Source organism: Amnibacterium sp. (genome assembly GCF_036559085.1).
Taxonomy (GTDB): domain Bacteria; phylum Actinomycetota; class Actinomycetes; order Actinomycetales; family Microbacteriaceae; genus Amnibacterium.
Genome location: NZ_DATBTU010000010.1, coordinates 100,565 through 115,308 on the forward strand (window position 1 = coordinate 100,565; position 14,744 = coordinate 115,308).

12 protein-coding genes are annotated in these 14,744 nt (G+C 71.2%); 9 read left to right on the top strand and 3 right to left on the bottom strand.

What is annotated here, in order from left to right:
- Positions 1–12: 12 nt before the first annotated feature.
- The 4 genes from VIG76_RS01310 (at position 13) to rpsA (ending at position 2,813) form a co-directional block, all read left to right on the top strand.
- Complete coding sequence (locus VIG76_RS01310) at positions 13–321, top strand: PTS lactose transporter subunit IIB (RefSeq protein WP_331950210.1); 309 nt, start codon at positions 13–15, stop codon at positions 319–321.
- A gap of 2 nt (positions 322–323) precedes the next feature.
- Entirely contained in the window at positions 324–773 is a 450-nt protein-coding gene (locus VIG76_RS01315; protein WP_331950212.1) for a PTS mannitol transporter subunit IIA, read from the top strand.
- A 31-nt stretch (positions 774–804) separates the two neighbouring features.
- Complete coding sequence (locus VIG76_RS01320; RefSeq protein ID WP_297342432.1) at positions 805–1,074, top strand: HPr family phosphocarrier protein; 270 nt, start codon at positions 805–807, stop codon at positions 1,072–1,074.
- 299 nt (positions 1,075–1,373) lie between these two features.
- Entirely contained in the window at positions 1,374–2,813 is a 1,440-nt protein-coding gene (rpsA, locus tag VIG76_RS01325) for a 30S ribosomal protein S1 (RefSeq protein ID WP_331950217.1), read from the top strand.
- Between the two features lie 100 nt (positions 2,814–2,913).
- Here the strand turns inward: rpsA and VIG76_RS01330 are convergent, their stop codons facing one another.
- Positions 2,914–4,149, bottom strand: coding sequence for an MFS transporter (locus tag VIG76_RS01330; protein WP_331950219.1), 1,236 nt, complete (start codon positions 4,147–4,149; stop codon positions 2,914–2,916).
- Positions 4,150–4,198: 49 nt separating this feature from the next.
- Between VIG76_RS01330 and coaE the strand changes: the two genes are divergently transcribed.
- Positions 4,199–4,792, top strand: coding sequence for a dephospho-CoA kinase (coaE, locus tag VIG76_RS01335; protein WP_331950221.1), 594 nt, complete (start codon positions 4,199–4,201; stop codon positions 4,790–4,792).
- Here coaE and VIG76_RS01340 read toward each other — a convergent pair.
- Positions 4,781–5,689 (bottom strand): EamA family transporter, encoded by a 909-nt coding sequence (locus VIG76_RS01340; RefSeq protein ID WP_331950223.1) that lies wholly within the window; start codon positions 5,687–5,689, stop codon positions 4,781–4,783. The two genes, coaE and VIG76_RS01340, sit on opposite strands and share 12 nt — an antisense overlap.
- A gap of 73 nt (positions 5,690–5,762) precedes the next feature.
- Between VIG76_RS01340 and uvrB the strand changes: the two genes are divergently transcribed.
- Both uvrB and VIG76_RS01350 read left to right on the top strand, forming a co-directional pair.
- Positions 5,763–7,829: an excinuclease ABC subunit UvrB gene (gene uvrB / locus VIG76_RS01345; protein WP_331950225.1), complete on the top strand. Its 2,067-nt coding sequence runs from the start codon at positions 5,763–5,765 to the stop codon at positions 7,827–7,829.
- A gap of 58 nt (positions 7,830–7,887) precedes the next feature.
- Positions 7,888–9,141 (top strand): CDP-glycerol glycerophosphotransferase family protein, encoded by a 1,254-nt coding sequence (locus VIG76_RS01350; RefSeq protein WP_331950227.1) that lies wholly within the window; start codon positions 7,888–7,890, stop codon positions 9,139–9,141.
- 28 nt (positions 9,142–9,169) lie between these two features.
- Here the strand turns inward: VIG76_RS01350 and VIG76_RS01355 are convergent, their stop codons facing one another.
- Complete coding sequence (locus tag VIG76_RS01355; protein WP_331950229.1) at positions 9,170–9,667, bottom strand: GtrA family protein; 498 nt, start codon at positions 9,665–9,667, stop codon at positions 9,170–9,172.
- A 166-nt stretch (positions 9,668–9,833) separates the two neighbouring features.
- Here VIG76_RS01355 and uvrA point away from each other — a divergent pair, with 166 nt between their 5' ends.
- Together uvrA and uvrC are read left to right on the top strand one after the other, a co-directional pair.
- A complete protein-coding gene (uvrA, locus tag VIG76_RS01360) occupies positions 9,834–12,719 on the top strand; it encodes an excinuclease ABC subunit UvrA (protein ID WP_331950231.1) in 2,886 nt (961 codons plus the stop codon).
- Positions 12,716–14,728 carry an excinuclease ABC subunit UvrC gene (gene uvrC, locus VIG76_RS01365; protein WP_331950233.1) on the top strand — a complete coding sequence of 671 codons (2,013 nt, stop codon included), beginning with the start codon at positions 12,716–12,718 and terminating at the stop codon, positions 14,726–14,728. The genes uvrA and uvrC overlap by 4 nt, the downstream gene beginning before the upstream one ends.
- Positions 14,729–14,744: the final 16 nt, after the last annotated feature.

Below are 14,744 nucleotides of genomic sequence, written 5' to 3' on the forward strand. Positions count from 1 at the left end.
AAGGAGCACGAATTGACCACGATCGACGGGTCGAGCATCAAGAAACTGATCGTCGCCTGCGACGCCGGCATGGGCAGCAGCGTGATGCTCGCCGGCCAGCTGAAGAAGCAGCTGAAGAAGACGGGCGTCACCGTGGAGCACGCCCCCGTCGCCCACATCCCGACGGACGCGGACGTCGTCGTCACGAACGCCGGGCTCGCCGACCGCGCGCGGCAGATGGTCCCCGACGTGCCGGTCGTCACCTTCCAGCTCTTCATGGGCGACCCCAACGTCGCGAAGGTCGTCAAGGCGATCCAAGACGGCACGAGCGTGGAGGTCTGACGATGGCCGGAGCCGCTCTCACCTCGCTCCTCGCCGAGTCGTCCATCCGGCTCGACTCCCACGCGTCCGACCGGCTCGACGCCGTCCGCCAGTGCGGGCAGGCGCTGCTCGAGGCCGGCGCCGTCGACGAGTCGTACATCGACGCGATGCTGGAGCGCGAGCACAGCGTGTCGACCTTCGTCGGCGAGGGCGTCGCGATCCCGCACGGCACGCTCGCCGGCAAGGAGGCGGTCAAGCAGGACGCGCTCGTCGTGCTCCGCTTCCCCGACGGCGTGGACTGGGACGGCAACGACGTGCGCGTCTGCGTGGGCATCGCGGCGGCCGGCGGCGGCCACATCGCCCTGCTCTCGCAGCTGGCCGAGATCCTCCTCGATCCCGAGAAGGCCGAGCAGCTACGCTCTGCCACGACCGCCGAGCAGGTCTACCGCCTGCTGACCCCCGAGGACGACTGAGCCGGCTCCGGGCCGGTTCCGAAGGAGCACCATGCCGGAACGCACCGTCACCATCGCATCGAGCGTCGGGCTGCACGCTCGCCCGGCCTCCCTCTTCAGCCAGGCGGCGGCGAAGGCCGGCGTGCCGGTCACGCTGACCACCAAGGCGGGCAAGAGCGTCAACGCCGCGAGCATCCTCGGCATCCTCTCTCTCGGCATCGGGCACGGCGAGGAGGTCACGCTCTCGGCGGACGGCGACGGCGCCGACGCGGCGCTCGATTCGCTCGTCGCGCTGCTCAGCACCGACCTCGACAAGGAGTAGTCGAGGAGTCGACGCCGACCCCTCGCAGCAGCGCCCCGCCGTTCCCCGGCGGGGCGCTTCCTCGTTCCCGGGAGGAACACGGCGCCCGCCCCGGGCGTTGTCCTCGATACCGTCCTGACAGCGTCCGCGGACTTCGGTAGACTCGCCGTTCGTCCGTCCGGTTCCAGTGGGACGGATCGCCGTCCGGCACCCTCGGGGTGCCCGATCGGCCGGGCCTCACGGGCTCGACAACTCCATCCCATCCGCTGCAGCGGCCTGATGTCGCTGCGGCCCGACACGAAACCGACGCAATCAACTCCATGACTCTCACACCGACCGCATCGGCCCCCAAGCAGGTCGCGATCAACGACATCGGATCCGCAGAGGAATTCCTGGCCGCGGTCGAGAAGACCCTCAAGTTCTTCAACGACGGCGACCTCATCGAAGGAACCGTCGTGAAGATCGACCGCGACGAGGTCCTCCTCGACGTCGGTTACAAGACCGAGGGCGTCATCCCCTCGCGCGAGCTCTCCATCAAGCACGACGTCGACCCCAACGAGGTCGTCGCCGTCGGCGACACGGTCGAGGCCCTCGTCCTCCAGAAGGAGGACAAGGAGGGGCGGCTGATCCTCTCCAAGAAGCGTGCCCAGTACGAGCGCGCCTGGGGCGACGTGGAGCGCATCAAGGAGGAGGACGGCGTCGTCACCGGCACCGTCATCGAGGTCGTCAAGGGCGGCCTGATCGTCGACATCGGACTCCGCGGCTTCCTGCCGGCGTCCCTGATCGAGCTCCGCCGGGTCCGCGACCTCACGCCGTACCTCGGTCAGAGCCTCGAGGCGAAGATCCTCGAGCTCGACAAGAACCGCAACAACGTCGTCCTCTCCCGCCGCGCCCTGCTCGAGCAGACGCAGTCCGAGAGCCGCACCACGTTCCTCAACAACCTGCACAAGGGCCAGGTCCGCAAGGGCGTCGTCTCCTCGATCGTCAACTTCGGTGCGTTCGTGGACCTCGGCGGCGTCGACGGGCTCGTCCACGTCTCCGAGCTCAGCTGGAAGCACATCGAGCACGCCAGCGAGGTCGTCGAGGTGGGCCAGGAGGTCACCGTCGAGGTGCTCGAGGTCGACCTCGACCGCGAGCGCGTCTCCCTGTCGCTGAAGGCGACGCAGGAGGACCCGTGGCAGGTCTTCGCCCGCACCCACGCGATCGGTCAGGTCGCACCGGGCAAGGTCACGAAGCTCGTGCCGTTCGGTGCGTTCGTCCGCGTCGCGGACGGCATCGAGGGTCTGGTGCACATCTCCGAGCTGTCCAGCCGTCACGTCGAGCTCGCGGAGCAGGTCGTGTCGGTCGCCGAGGAGGTCTTCGTCAAGATCATCGACATCGACCTCGAGCGTCGCCGCATCTCCCTCTCGCTCAAGCAGGCGAACGAGGGCGTCGACCCCGAGGGCACCGAGTTCGACCCGGCGCTCTACGGCATGCTCACCGAGTACGACGAGCAGGGCAACTACAAGTACCCCGAGGGCTTCGACCCCGAGACCAACGAGTGGCGCGAGGGCTTCGAGGAGCAGCGCGACAAGTGGGAGCAGGAGTACGCGGCGGCCCAGGCCCGCTGGGAGGCGCACAAGGCGCAGATCCTCAAGCAGCAGACCGAGGACGCCGTCGCCGCAGGCGCCGGCACGTTCACGAGCGAGCCGACCTCGGCCGGCCGCCTCGCGGACGACGAGTCACTCGCCGCCCTGCGGGAGCGGCTCTCGAGCCGCTGAATCGAGCACGGCCCACTCAGCAGCCGCTGCGCGACAGCACGCTGAACGCCGAAGGGCGGTTCCCTCGACACGGGGGAGCCGCCCTTCGGCGTTCCGGACCTCACTCCGGTGACGGCGCCCGCACGTCCTTGACGAGCAGGCAGGAGGCGAGGGCGAGCACGCCGATCACGCCGGCGCCGACGAGCGCGGGCTGCAGCCCGACGAGCGACGCGATGGGCGCCGCGAGGGCCTGCCCGACGGGGATCGCGAGGAACGAGCCGAGCAGGTCGTACGAGGTGACGCGGGCGAGGAGCTCCGCCGGCACCCGGCGCTGCTGCTCGACCTGCCAGAGCACCTCGAACACCTCGGTGAGCACGCCGATCAGCAGCAGCGCCGCGATGAGCAGCGCCGGAACCGGGATCAGCACGAGGAGGGCGGGGATCGCCCCGAACGGCACGACGCAGCAGACGGCGACGGCCAGGGGGCGCTTCGGGCGCACCCGCAGCGCGACCAGGCCGCCGAGCACGAAGCCGGCGGTGATCGCCGCGAGCGCGAAGCCCCATCCTGCGCGGCCGAGCGAGCGGTCGGCGTAGACCGGGCCGAGCACGTTGACCGCACCGGCGTACGCGGCGTTCGCGATCGTGAAGGCGACGACGACCGCCCACAGCCATCGGCGGGTGCGGAACGCGTGCCAGCCGTCGACGATGTCGGCGAGCAGGGACGTGCGCGTCGATCGTACGAGCCGCTCGACCCGCAGTCCCGACCAGGCGAGCGCGGCGAGCAGGAAGGTGACCCCGTCGAGCGCCACGACGGGCGCGGATCCGAGCACGGCGACGCCGGCCCCCGCAACCGCGGTCCCCACGAGCGATGCCGTGTTGGTGCCGATCCGGAAGACCGTGCTGCCCTCCTGCAGCAGGTCCGAGTCGAGGGTCTGCGGCACGAGGGCGGTCACGAGCGGCTGCGCGACCGCCGCGGCGGCGCCGTTGACGGCGGCGAGCCCCGCGACGACGGCGATCAGGTCGAGGTGCGCGGCGACCACGCCGCCGATCGCGAGCTGTGCCGCGCCGCTGAGCAGCGCGGAGCCCACGAGCAGCGGCCTGCGGGGCAGCCGGTCGGCCAGCGCGCCGCCGACGAGCAGGAGCGCCACGTTCGCCGCCGACCGGGCGGCGACGACCAGGCCGAGCGCGGGAACGGAGTGGGTGAGGTCGAGCATCGCGAAGGCGAGCGCCACCGTGGCGAGCCCGTTGCCGAAGCGGCTGATGGTGGCGCCGATGGCGAGGCGCCGGAACGCAGGGAGCCGCAGCACCGCCACGGCCCCGCCGCGGGCTCGCACGGCGTCCCCGGCGGATGCGCTCACGGAGTCACCGTAGATCGACCGCCGGCGGTGCCTGTCTAGGCTCGTGGTCGTGCCCCTGATCGCGCTCACCGGCGGCATCGCGTCGGGCAAGTCCACCGTCGCCCGCCGCCTCGCGGAGCTCGGCGCGGTCGTCGTCGACGCGGATGCGCTGTCCCGCGAGGTCGTCGAGCCGGGAGAGCCCGCCCTCGACGCGATCCGCGCGGCCTTCGGCGAGCGCGTGCTGCAGGACGACGGGCGGCTCGACCGGCCCGCGCTCGGCGCGATCGTGTTCGCGGATCCGGCCGCGCGGCACCGCCTGAACGACATCGTGCATCCGGCCGTCGTGCGGCGGTCGCACGACCTGTTCCGCGCCGCGGTCGAGCGCGACCCTGACGGCGTCGTCGTCTACGACGTGCCGCTCATCGACGCCCGCGGCGTGGGGGAGTTCGAGCGGATCGTGGTCACCGACGCGCCCGTCGAGACCCGGGTCACCCGGCTCGTCGAGCTGCGCGGGATGAGCGAGGAGGACGCGCGCGCCCGCATCGCCTCCCAGCTGGACGACGACGCCAGGCGCGCCCTCGCCACGGACGTGATCGACACGAGCGGGACGCTCGAGACCACCCTCGCGCAGACCGACGACCTGTGGCAGCGGCTACGCGGCTGACCCCGACCCGCGGCCCTGCAGCGCGACGGTGAGCACGTTCGCGAGGCACACCGCGACGATGCCGGCGAGCTGGAGCGGCTCCAGGTGCTGCCCGAGCACCAGCAGCCCGAAGACGGCCGCGGCCACGGGGTGCAGGCTCTGCAGCATCCCGAAGAGCGACCGCGGCAGCGTGCGCAGGATCACGAGGTCGAGGGAGTAGGGCAGGGCCGACGACAGCAGGCCGGTCACCGCTCCGATGAGCAGCACGTGCGGCAGCACCGCGCGCGGCACCCCGGCGAGGATCACGAGCAGGAACGGCAGCGTGAGCACCGTCCCGGTGAGGCTCGCGACCGCCGTGCCGGTCACCCCGGGCAGCGCGCCCGCGCGGTGGTTCAGCAGGATGTAGGCCGCCCAGAGCACCGCGGCCGCGACGCCGAGCAGCAGGCCGAGCGGATCGAGCCGTGCCCCGCCGACCGCGCCGGTGAGCATGACCACCCCGGCGAGCGCCAGGGCGGCGCAGGCCGCGTCCTGCGCTCGTGGACCGCGTCGGCCGTGCGCCTCGCCCCCGGTGGCCAGCGCGATCGCCAGGGGCCCGAGGAACTCGATCGTGACGGCGAGCCCGAGCCCGATCCGCTCGACCGACGCATACAGGGCGGTGTTCATCCCGACGAGCACGAGGCCGAGCATCAGCGCAGGGGTGAGGCGGCGCAGGCCGATGCGGCGCAGCGGCGGCCTGGCGATGGCGAGCAGCGTGATCGCGGAGACCAGCTGCCGCATCGCGGCGACGCCGAAGGGGCCCACGATCGGGAAGACCGTGGCGCCGAACGCGGCACCCACCTGCACCGAGGAGGCGGAGACCACGACGCCGGCGATCCGGCTGCGGCGCGAGGCGCGGGAGTCGGCGGCGGCCTCGGACATCGGGTGGAGCGTAGCCGTTCGCGGTCCGCGGATCGCCGCAGCGGTGTCCGAGGGGCCGCTTAGCCTGTGTGGTATGCAGACGACCCGCGCGGTCCGCCCCTTCCGGGTGGTCAGCGACTACACGCCGAGCGGCGACCAGCCCACGGCGATCGCCGAGCTCGCCAGCCGTGTGAAGGCGGGTGAGTCGGACATCGTGCTGCTCGGCGCCACCGGTACCGGCAAGTCCGCGACCACGGCCTGGCTGATCGAGCAGGTGCAGCGCCCCACGCTGGTGCTCGCCCACAACAAGACCCTCGCCGCGCAGCTCGCGAACGAGTTCCGCGAGCTGATGCCCGACAACGCGGTCGAGTACTTCGTCTCGTACTACGACTACTACCAGCCCGAGGCGTACGTCCCGCAGACGGACACGTTCATCGAGAAGGACTCGTCGATCAACTCGGAGGTCGAGCGCCTGCGGCACTCGACCACGAACTCGCTGCTGAGCCGCCGCGACGTGATCGTCGTCTCCACCGTGTCCTGCATCTACGGGCTCGGCGCCGCCGAGGAGTACCTGGAGGCGATGGTCGCGCTGCAGGTGGGGCAGAGGATCAGCCGCGATGCGCTCGTGCGGGGGTTCATCGCGATGCAGTACCAGCGCAACGACGTCGACTTCTCCCGAGGGCGCTTCCGGGTGCGCGGCGACACCATCGAGATCATCCCGATGTACGAGGAGCACGCGGTCCGCATCGAGATGTTCGGCGACGAGGTCGAGGCGCTCTACGCCCTGCACCCGCTCACCGGTGACGTCATCTCGTCCCTCGACGCGGTGTCGATCTTCCCCGCGACGCACTACGCGGCCAGCCCTGCGACCATGCAGCGGGCGATCGGCACGATCCAGGAGGAGCTGCACGACCGGCTCGGCGAGCTGAAGCGCGAGTCGAAGCTGCTCGAGGAGCAGCGGCTGCGGATGCGCACCTCGTTCGACCTCGAGATGATGGAGCAGATCGGCTTCTGCAACGGCATCGAGAACTACTCGCGGCACATCGACGGCCGCATGCCGGGCCAGCCGCCGCACTGCCTGCTCGACTACTTCCCCGACGACTTCCTCACCGTCATCGACGAGTCGCACGTGACCGTGCCGCAGATCGGCGCCATGTACGAGGGCGACGCGTCCCGCAAGCGGGTGCTCGTCGAACACGGCTTCCGGCTGCCGTCGGCGCTCGACAACCGGCCGCTCACCTGGGACGAGTTCTCGGCCCGCGTCGGGCAGACCGTCTACCTGTCGGCGACGCCGGGCAAGTACGAGCTCGGCATGGCGGACGGCGTGGTGGAGCAGATCATCCGCCCCACCGGGCTCATCGACCCCGAGATCGTGATCAAGCCGTCGAAGGGCCGGGTCGACGACCTGCTCGAGGAGATCCGCGTGCGGGCCGAGCGGCACGAGCGGGTCCTCGTCACCACGCTGACGAAGAAGAGCGCGGAGGACCTCACGGACTTCCTCGGCGAGGCGGGCGTCCGGGTCCGCTACCTGCACGCGGACGTCGACACCCTCCGCCGTGTCGAGCTCCTGACCGAGCTGCGGCAGGGCGTCTACGACGTGCTCATCGGCATCAACCTGCTGCGCGAGGGACTCGACCTGCCCGAGGTGTCGCTCGTCGCGATCCTCGACGCGGACAAGGAGGGCTTCCTCCGCTCGTCCACGTCCCTCATCCAGACCATCGGCCGCGCCGCCCGCAACGTGTCCGGCCAGGTGCACATGTACGCCGACACGATCACCCCGTCGATGGCGCAGGCGATCGAGGAGACGAACCGGCGTCGCGAGAAGCAGGTCGAGTACAACCGGGTGCACGGCATCGACCCGCAGCCGCTGCGGAAGCGGATCGCGGACATCACCGACGTGCTCGCCCGCGAGGCCGCGGACACCGACAAGATGCTGGGCCAGCGTGACGGCGGCAAGCGGTCGCCCGTGCCGAACCTGCGCCGCGAGGGCATCGCCGCATCGGGTGCCGCCGAGCTCGAGAGCGTCATCGCCGACCTGAACCAGCAGATGCTGCAGGCCGCCAACGAGCTGAAGTTCGAGCTCGCCGCGCGGCTCCGCGACGAGCTCAGCGAGATGAAGGGCGCCCTGCGGCAGATGGAGAAGGCCGGCCACCTGGTCTGACCCGGAACGCGCCGCGCTCGGGGCGGTCGCTCCGGCGTCCGTCGATACAGTGATCGGCGTGCGCCGCTGGGTCCTGAAGCTTCGACGCCGCGCGCAGTCCGCGCTGATCGCCCGCCTGCGCCGGTCGCGGTTCTTCCCGCGCACCATCCCGGATCGGCGCGGCCAGGACGTCGCGATGGCCGCCGCGCGCTTCGACGCCGAGGTGCTCGTCTACTTCCCGGGCGCGCTCGACACGACGTACCAGATCACCCCGTGGCTGCCGACGTTCGCGGCGCTCCACTCCGCGCATCCGGTCGTCATCGTCTGCCAGGACTCGAGGGTTGCCGACCTGCTCGCCCGCTCGAGCACGGTGCCCGTCGTGACGATCGCGCGCTACGGCACGCTCGACGGCATCCTGAGCCGCAGCGACGTGAAGCTCGCGCTCTACGTGAGCCACCTGCCGCGCAACTTCGAGGCGCTCCGCTTCGGGTCCCTGCTGCACGCCTACATCGGGCACGGCGACAGCGACAAGGGCGTCTCGGCGTCGAACCAGCTGAAGGCGTACGACTTCGTCTTCGCACCCGGCCAGGCGGCCGTGGACCGGATCGAGCGGCGGCTGATGCGCTTCGACGTGACGAAGCACTGCCGCATCGTCGGCCAGCCGTTGACCCTCTCCGCGCCGCTGCCCGCCGAAGGGGCGGTCGAGGGATCGGGGGCGGTGCTCTACGCGCCGACCTGGGAGGGCGCGCAGCCGTCCGTCGCGTACAGCTCGGTGCTCTCGCACGGCGAGCGGCTGGTGACGTCGCTGCTCGCGGACGGCCGCTTCCCCGTGCTCTACCGCCCGCATCCGCTGATCGGGGTGACCTCGCCCGCCTACGCCGTCGCCGACCGGGCGGTCCGGGAGGCCATCGCGGCCGCCGGCGCGCCGCATCGGGTGATCGAGGCGGAGGAGGAGTCGCTCGAGTCGACCTTCGCCAGGGCGGCGGCACTGATCTGCGACGTCTCGGCGGTCGCGACGGCCTGGCTGCCGTCCCTGAAGCCCATCGTCGTCACCGCGGCGTCCGGGCCGGAGGCCGTGTCGGCGGATGCCGGCATGCTCGGCGCCGTGCCGCGGCTGACGGCCGCCGGATCCGACGCTGCGGCTGACCTCATCGACGCCGAGATGGCCGACGAGGAGGGCAGGGGCCGCCGTCAGGAGCTCGTGGCCTACTACCTGTCGCCCTACTGGCCGGAGCGCGTGATGGACCGCTTCGTCGAGGTGTGCGGCGAGGTCATCGCCGAGCGGGACGCGTTGCGCGGGCTGCTGGTCGAGCAGGGCGCCACCGGGGTCTGAGGCTCAGGCGGTCCCTGGCGCCCGCGGCTCACAACGTCGGGACCGGCCGGGTGAAAGGCGCGGCGTCGTGTGGAACGGCGTTGCGCCGCCGGCGGGGCGAGTAGACCCACGACTTGTAGAGCACGAAGCGGACCGCCGAGCCGAGGATCAGGCCGACGACGTTCGACGAGATGTTGTCGTCGAGCACGCTCCGCAGGCCGAGGACGTAGTGCGAGAACCCGAGGCAGGCGAGGCCGACGAGCATCCCGAGGACGCTCACGGCCGCGAACTCGAGGGCCTCGACCGCGCTGTTCGAACGGCGATCGCCGCCGAAGGTCCAGTAGCGGTTGCCGACCCAGTTCGCGGCGATCGCGACGGTCGTCGAGATCGTCTTCGCGATGATCGCGCCGCCGTGCACGTGTGCCGGGGACAGCAGGGTCTCGCGCAGCACCGTGAAGACGGTCACGTCGAGCACGAAGCCGACGCCGCCGACCGCTCCGAATGCGAGCAGCTGCTTCAGCAGCCGCATGATGCGCTCTCGGCTCACCTGGTCCCTCTCCGATCCTCGGTCGCTCATGTGGTGCTCACGCCGGGATCTCGTTCGGCCCCGACACTACGGACGGCCCTGGCCCCAATCCGGGGGACCGGCCGCGTGTCGCCGAGATCCTCGGCGACGCGCAGGTGGTGTCCGAGGGGCTCCTTACACTCGTCGGGTGCCGATTTCGCGTGTGGGGACCAGCTCCAAGCTCAGCGTCCGAGGCGCCCGGGTGCACAACCTGCAGGACGTCTCCGTCGAGATCCCGAGGGACTCCCTCGTCGTCTTCACCGGGCTGTCCGGCAGCGGCAAGTCGTCCCTCGCGTTCGACACCATCTTCGCAGAGGGGCAGCGGCGGTACGTCGAGTCGCTGTCGGCGTACGCCCGGCAGTTCCTCGGGCAGGTGGACCGGCCGGACGTCGACTTCATCGAGGGGCTCTCGCCCGCGGTGTCGATCGACCAGAAGTCGACGAACCGCAACCCGCGCTCGACGGTCGGCACCATCACCGAGATCTGGGACTACATGCGGCTCCTGTGGGCGCGCATCGGCGTGCCCCACTGCCCGATCTGCGGCGAGGTCATCGCCAGCCAGACGGTGCAGCAGATCGCCGACCAGCTGATGGAGCTGCCGGAGGGCACGCGCTTCCAGGTGGTCTCGCCGGTCGTGAGCCAGAAGAAGGGCGAGTTCGTCGACCTCTTCAAGGAGCTCACCGCGAAGGGCTACTCGCGCGCCGTCGTGGACGGTGAGACGGTACAGCTCGCCTCGCCGCCGACGCTGAAGAAGCAGTTCAAGCACGACATCGCCGTCGTCGTCGACCGCCTCGTCGCCGGGCCCGAGCTGCTCACGCGGCTCACGGACTCGCTGGAGACGGCGCTGTCGCTCACGGACGGCGTCGTGCAGGTGAACTTCGTCGACCAGGACGGCCCCGAGGCGTGGCGCAGCTTCTCCGAGCGGCTGTCCTGCCCGAACAACCACCCCATCCAGCTCGCCGAGATCGAGCCGCGCACGTTCTCGTTCAACGCGCCGTTCGGCGCGTGCCCCGAGTGCTCGGGCCTCGGCACGCGGATGGCGGTCGACGCCGACCTGCTGCTCGGCGACCCGACGCTCTCGATCCGCGAGGGCGTCATCGTGCCCTGGACGAACCAGGGCAAGCAGCTCTTCAACTACTACGAGCGGATGCTGAACGGCCTCGCCCGCGACCTCGGGTTCTCGCTCGACAGCCCCTGGGAAGCGTTGCCGGAGGACGTCCGCAACGCGGTCCTGCACGGCAACAACTTCGAGGTGCGGGTGCGGTGGAAGAACCGCTACGGCCGCGAGATGTCCTACAGCCAGGGCTTCGAGGGCGTGATCCCGTACCTGGAGCGCAACTGGCTCCAGGCGGAGACGGACGTGCAGCGCGCGCGCTGGGCCGAGTACCTCCGCGAGGTGCCGTGCGCGGTCTGCGGCGGCAAGCGGCTGAAGCCCGAGGTGCTCTCGGTGCTCGTCGACGAGCACAGCATCGCCGACGTCGCCGACCTCAGCATCTCCGACGCCCAGCACTTCATGGACACCGTGCAGCTCTCCGCGCGCGACGCGAAGGTCGCCGCGCAGGTGCTCCGCGAGATCCGGGCACGGCTCGAGTTCCTCTCCCAGGTGGGGCTGACCTATCTCACGCTCTCCCGGTCGGCGGGCACGCTCTCCGGCGGCGAGGCCCAGCGCATCCGCCTCGCCACCCAGATCGGCTCCGGGCTCACCGGCGTGCTCTATGTGCTGGACGAGCCGAGCATCGGCCTGCACCAGCGCGACAACCGCCGCCTGATCGACACCCTCGTGAAGCTCCGCGACCTCGGCAACACGTTGATCGTCGTCGAGCACGACGAGGACACGATCCGCACGGCCGACTGGATCGTCGACATCGGCCCCGGCGCCGGCGTCAACGGCGGCCGGGTCGTGCACTCGGGCGACTACGCCTCGCTCCTCGACGACGAGGAGTCGATCACCGGCGCCTACCTCGCCGGCCGGCGGACCATCGAGGTGCCGGCCGAGCGACGGCCGATCGACCGCAAGCGCCGCCTCGAGGTCGTCGGCGCCGCCGCGAACAACCTGAAGAACGTCACCGCGTCCTTCCCGCTCGGGGTGATGACGGCCGTGACCGGCGTCTCGGGCTCGGGCAAGAGCTCGCTGGTGAACGACATCCTCTACCGCGTGCTCGCGAACCGGTTGAACGGGGCGCGGAAGGTGCCGGGCAAGCACCGCCGCGTCACCGGCCTCGACGACCTCGACAAGGTCGTGCACGTCGACCAGGGGCCGATCGGGCGCACGCCGCGCTCGAACCCGGCGACCTACACCGGGGTCTTCGACCGCATCCGCACGCTCTTCAGCGAGACGGTCGAGGCCAAGGCCCGCGGCTACCTGCCCGGCCGGTTCAGCTTCAACGTCAAGGGCGGCCGCTGCGAGCACTGCCAGGGCGACGGCACGATCAAGATCGAGATGAACTTCCTGCCCGACGTCTACGTCGTGTGCGAGGTGTGCCACGGGGCCCGCTACAACCGGGACACGCTCGCCGTGCACTACAAGGGCAAGAACATCGCCGAGGTGCTCGACATGCCGATCGCCGAGGCGGCGGAGTTCTTCGAGCCGATCTCCGCGATCCACCGGTTCCTGAAGACGCTCGTCGACGTCGGCCTCGGCTACGTGCGGCTCGGCCAGAGCGCGACGACCCTGTCCGGCGGCGAGGCCCAGCGGGTGAAGCTCGCCACCGAGCTGCAGCGGCGGTCCAACGGCCGCACCGTCTACGTGCTCGACGAGCCGACGACCGGGCTGCACTTCGAGGACGTGAACAAGCTGCTCCACGTGCTGAACGGGCTCGTCGACAAGGGCAACACCGTCATCGTCATCGAGCACAACCTCGACGTCATCAAGTCGGCCGACTGGATCGTCGACATGGGGCCTGAGGGCGGTGCAGGCGGCGGCACGGTGCTGGCCGAAGGCACGCCGGAGCAGATCGCCGACACCCCTGGCAGCCACACGGGTCACTTCCTGGCGGAGGTGCTCCGCCAACCGGCCCTCGCCGTGAGCGCGTGAGCGACACCGTCCCGTGGCGGCCGAAGGCGGGGGAGATCCCCGTCTCCCCGGGCGTCTACCGGTTCCGTGATCCCAAGGGGCGGGTGCTCTACGTCGGCAAGGCGAAGAGCCTGCGTGCCCGGCTGAGCAACTACTTCCAGCCGCTGCGGTCGCTGCACGAGCGCACGCGGCGGATGGTCACCACCGCCGCGAGCGTCGAGTGGACCGTCGTCGGCAGCGAGTTCGAGGCGCTCCAGCTCGAGTACAGCTGGATCAAGGAGTTCGCGCCGCCGTTCAACGTGCAGTTCCGGGACGACAAGTCGTACCCCTACCTCGCGATCACCCTCGGTGACGAGGTGCCGCGGGTGCTCATCACCCGCAACCGCAAGCTGAGGGGTGCGAAGTACTTCGGGCCGTACACGAAGGTGTGGGCGATCCGGGAGACGCTCGACCTGATGCTCAAGGTGTTCCCGGTGCGGAGCTGCTCGGACACCACCTACCGCCGGGCGGAGCTCACCGGGAGGCCGTGCCTCCTCGGTGACATCGGCAAGTGCGCGGCGCCGTGCGTCGACCGGATCCCCAAGCAAGCGCACCACGACCTCGCCGAGGACCTCGCGTCGTTCATGGCCGGCGGCGACCAGCGGTTCCGCGGTGACCTCACCCGGCGGATGCGGGAGGCCGCGGCGGCGCAGAACTACGAGGCCGCCGCGAAGTACCGGGACGCGCTCGGCGCGATGGAGGCTGCCCTCGCGAAGACCGCGGTCGTGCTCGGCGAGGACGTCGACGTGGACGTGTTCGGCATCGCGGACGACGAGCTCGCCGCGAGCGTGCAGCAGTTCATCGTGCGCGGCGGGCGCATCCGCGGCACACGCACGTGGACGGTCGACAAGGAGATCGACGTGACCCGCGGCGAGCTCGTCGAGACGGTGCTGCTCGGCGCGTACGAGGAGGACGCCTACCCGCCGCGCGAGGTGCTGGTGCCCGAGCTGCCCGACGACGCGGAGGAGCTCGAGACCTGGCTGACGCAGCGCCGGGCCGAGGGGCGGGAGGCGGAGGGCCGCCGGGGCGCGGGACGCACCAGGCTCCGGGTCGCGGAGCGCGGCGAGAAGGCGGCGCTGGCGGAGACCGCGGCCCGGAACGCGGCGCAGGCGCTGATGCTCTACAAGACGCGCCGCACCGCCGACTTCACCGCCCGATCGCAGGCGCTGAACGACCTGCAGGATGCGCTCGGCCTCGACGAGGCGCCGCTGCGCATCGAGTGCTACGACGTCTCGCACCTCGCCGGCACGAACATCGTCGCCTCGATGGTGGTCTTCGAGGACGGGCTGCCCCGCAAGGACCAGTACCGCCGGTTCAACGTCGCGTCGTCCACCGACGACACCGACTCGATGTACCAGGTGCTGCGCCGCCGGCTCGCGCATCTCGCGGACGAGGAGTCGGCGCCCGCGGTGCAGGGGGAGCGGTTCGCCTACCGCCCGAACCTGCTCGTCGTCGACGGCGGCCAGCCGCAGGTCGCCGCGGCCGCCCGCGCGCTCGAGGACGCCGGGGTCACCGGCCTCGCGGTCGTGGGGCTCGCGAAGCGGCTCGAGGAGATCTGGCAGCCCGACAGCGACTTCCCGGTCATCCTGCCCCGCAACTCCGACGCGCTCTTCCTGCTCCAGCGGCTCCGCGACGAGGCGCACCGGTTCGCGATCACCCACCAGCGCAGCCGGCGCAAGCGCGACATCGCCTCGCAGCTCGCGGAGATCCCGGGGCTCGGCGAAGCGCGGGTGCGGGTGCTGCTGCGGCACTTCGGGTCGGTGGCGAAGCTGCGCACCGCGAGCCTCGACGACATCGCGGAGGTGACCGGCTTCGGCCCGGTGCTCGCCGCCGCCGTCGTCGAACGGCTCGCCGTGTCGTCGAAGGCCGCCATGGCCGAGTCGGACGGCACCGAGGAGGGCGCGCCCGACGACGTGGCGGCGGTGATCGGCTCCTCCGCGGACCCTGTGGAGCTCACCCCGGTCGGCGGCGCCCAGCGTGCCGACGGGTAGGATCGCTGGCGCATCC

Bases quoted from the DNA above. Each gene is read 5' to 3' on its own strand.
- VIG76_RS01320 (WP_297342432.1), top strand. From the start codon at position 805: ATGCCGGAACGCACCGTCACCATCGCATCGAGCGTCGGGCTGCACGCT.
- rpsA (WP_331950217.1), top strand. From the start codon at position 1,374: ATGACTCTCACACCGACCGCATCGGCCCCCAAGCAGGTCGCGATCAAC.
- VIG76_RS01340 (WP_331950223.1), bottom strand. From the start codon at position 5,689: ATGTCCGAGGCCGCCGCCGACTCCCGCGCCTCGCGCCGCAGCCGGATC.
- uvrB (WP_331950225.1), top strand. From the start codon at position 5,763: ATGCAGACGACCCGCGCGGTCCGCCCCTTCCGGGTGGTCAGCGACTAC.
- VIG76_RS01315 (WP_331950212.1), top strand. From the start codon at position 324: ATGGCCGGAGCCGCTCTCACCTCGCTCCTCGCCGAGTCGTCCATCCGG.